Below are 3,089 nucleotides of genomic sequence, written 5' to 3' on the forward strand. Positions count from 1 at the left end.
CCAGGAGAATCGGGGATGCTTATTTCAAAGCGGATATGTGTTTCGGTAAGTGAGAAAAGACATACTATCCGAAATAGCTGTGGGTGGCATACTGTTGCTTCATGACTTGTGGAACATCAGTGCCAGAAGACGTTAGAATTAGTTGCCACATCGATCCGAGAACAAGATCGGCTTGACACAGGAACTCTTTTTTGAAGTTATTGTTCAAAGCAATGTGATAAAATTGTTTCATGTTTAGGAAATCCTAGACTCGTTGGAGTTGGAAGTATTTGACAACTAGATTCACAGTACACGATGACTTTCTAATCGCACATCACTCAGCTTTCGAATTTGCATCCATTTATGCCTAACCGTGTCCATCGAAGGAGGAATCTGATTAGTGAGCCTCTTTAGAGGAATAAGATCGAAGAGAAGAATGCAAAAGGGTCTCACTATGGTTGAGATAATGGTTACCTTGCTTCTGACAACAATAATTATGGGGATTCTTTATGTTGTACTGAGTTCGACATTCAAAATAAGTGGACAGGTTCAGACACAGCTTGCAATCGATGAAGAGATGATGAAGCTGAATAGCAACATGAAAAACATAATTTCTAAGAACTGGACAGCGCTGGTTTTTGGCGGTGATGAGGCAACTTCAACAGTAGTAACTCTGTTCTCGTATTTCCCTATTCTAACCAGCACTACGGTGGCGACAATTTCATACGTTGAGAATAGAGTGGTTTTTGAGTACTACAGCAACGAAACTGATACTACTGAATCTATACTTGCTGAGAACGTGTCAAGTTTTGTTTTCAGCAGGTCACCAGAGTCAGTTTCCCAGACCCAGTACATATACTACAATGCTGAATTTACTATCAATGGCACTTCCAAGACAATGAATGGGGCGGTGAGGTTCTATTAAGAAGGGTTTTACGCTTTCTGAGATAGTGATTGTTATGGCTATCATTGCTTTGCTTATGACATCGGGGATTTCATTGATAATTCAGTACAGAGGCATGTCAGCTCGCCTGGAGGTCGTAACGAACCTGCATTCAGCAAAGCTAATGGTTGAAGGAATTGTCAGAAGCACTAATCGGGTTAGTGAAGCTAACATTATCAGTAGAATTCAGCAGCTTTCAGAATACCCTGGGTTTGAAGAAGTCACAGTCGTTTCCGTCGATGCAACTTCAGTTGGTGACACACCTACTAAGAGAGTATTCAGAGTCGTACTCAAGGATGAAAGAGTGTCAAGAGAGGAGGAGTTCTATGTCTATAGATTTGATCCGTACGCGGAGTAGGGGATCCATACTTCCAATAGCATTGATCTTGATGGCCTTTGCAACAACCGTATTGGTTGCTGCTGGAATTATGATGCAGAGGACATCTAACAGATTGAACAGTTACTCGCTTCTCTCTGACTTGAGAGTGACCACGAGCAATTTGGTTGAAGGAGCAACAATGGTGCTTGCTAGCCAGTGGAGGACGGAAGAATTCGATAATCAATGGAATGGTTATGAGGAGTTTGTTGATTTTGTCTCTTCAAGAGGTGGATACGAAGGCGATCTATGGAGCGAAGCGTTGAATACTCTTGACCCAAATGGTTGGTGGATTCTGAATGGGAATTCTGAATTTGATGAAATACTGAACGATGATGCGTTTGCTGAATACGAGGGCAAGGGGGCGGCAATCAATAGTACAGGAGGGAAGTATTCAATTGTTTCATGGGCAGAGAAGAATGGTGTCAAGCGCTACTCATATGGTTTTGCAATAACTGAATCCTTGTCAGGCAAAGCTGCGCTTATTTTTGGCGAGACTGACAGAGTCTTCTATGAAGTAACAACTTACATCCCGAAACAGGGAGGGCCAAACGCGACAGAAACCATTCAGGGATTTGGTGACCTTATAAATGGAGCTGCTACCGTAGTTGGAACAGTAACTGTCTCGGCTACTGACATCAACCTTGAACAAGTTTTTCAGTTTGGACTTGAGGCCAATAACGTCTTGCCGGAGTACGACTCCTACAACTATACAAAGACAGCGTCTGATGCTGACTTGGTATTCATGTCGCTTCTTGAGGAGCATGAGGCATGGCTTGATTCATTAACGAGGACAGCAACAATTACTTTTCCTAATCCTGTTCTTCCAGTCACGGAGTCAAATTACTTGGTACCGGTTGTCCCAAACGACTCGAGTGGGAATGATTTTACCATAAGTTTCCCTACGGTTAACGAGATTTCACCAAATGCTTCTGGATACTTCGATCTGTCTTACAAGATAGAAAACACGACTCACACAATTCGAATTCCCGAGGCGGATCATCAAGTTAACATAATACTGTATGGCAACTTGAAAATTGGGGAGAAAACTAGTAGCGCATTGAAGCTTTCTTCAGTGAATGGGAAGTATAGCATAACAGTTGTCGAAGGGAATATCGAATTGAATACACACTTGGTTTACGGAGACTTCCATGAGGAATTGGATGAAGCAACTGAGCAAAATGGAGTAGTTATGAACAAACCTATAATGACTTGGAGCAAAGTGAAAGAGATTCTTGACGATTTTGCTTCCAGGACAAATGATGACTACCTATCTCTGAAGACAATTGGAGGGGACATCATAGTCACGTATTTAATAGGGAATGATGGAAAAGCTACACATGGAGTAAGAGCCCTTTCTGGTGATTTCGCTGCCTTTCCATCCAGTGGTTCAGGCGGAGGATTTTTATTTCCTGATCTAGGTGATGTGATTGTTAACAATAACGGGCATAAAGCCGGACAACTGTTTACGTTTGGATCAATTACTGCAAGAGACTTCGGTACTGCTGATCAACTAGATGATATCGATAATTTTTTCGTTAGTTCACCTCAAAGCACTCTGGTTGGCGGTACAGATATCAAACGACTTGTTTTACTTGGTCTTCGAGCTTGGTAACAGAATAAAGATATAGTAGGGTTTTCGGTCTGGGGAAGAAGAGATTCTCTTCTTAGCTTCTAGTACTATAAGCCACAGTTAACCCCCAGAGGGCCCCCGCGACGTGCGGGGGCTTTTTTTGCTGAACTCGCATCGGGTACCTCGTAAGATGCCTTCCTTCTAATTGAATCAAGTGA

Annotated in this window: 3 protein-coding genes; all 3 read left to right on the plus strand. The window is 42.5% G+C overall.

Annotation, left to right across the window (positions count from 1 at the left end; translation table 11 throughout):
• The first annotated feature begins 379 nt into the window (after positions 1 to 379).
• From ENN47_03020 to ENN47_03030, 3 genes are read left to right on the plus strand one after another with little or no spacing between them, the layout of a single operon-like run.
• Complete coding sequence (locus tag ENN47_03020; GenBank protein HDP77155.1) at positions 380 to 904, plus strand: prepilin-type N-terminal cleavage/methylation domain-containing protein; 525 nt, start codon at positions 380 to 382, stop codon at positions 902 to 904.
• Positions 900 to 1,280, plus strand: coding sequence for a type II secretion system protein (locus ENN47_03025; protein ID HDP77156.1), 381 nt, complete (start codon positions 900 to 902; stop codon positions 1,278 to 1,280). Before ENN47_03020 ends, ENN47_03025 begins: the two co-directional genes overlap by 5 nt.
• A complete protein-coding gene (locus ENN47_03030; protein ID HDP77157.1) occupies positions 1,249 to 2,913 on the plus strand; it encodes a hypothetical protein in 1,665 nt (554 codons plus the stop codon). Before ENN47_03025 ends, ENN47_03030 begins: the two co-directional genes overlap by 32 nt.
• The last annotated feature ends 176 nt before the right edge of the window (positions 2,914 to 3,089 follow it).

Source organism: Mesotoga infera (assembly GCA_011045915.1).
Classification (GTDB): Bacteria; Thermotogota; Thermotogae; order Petrotogales; family Kosmotogaceae; genus Mesotoga; species Mesotoga infera_D.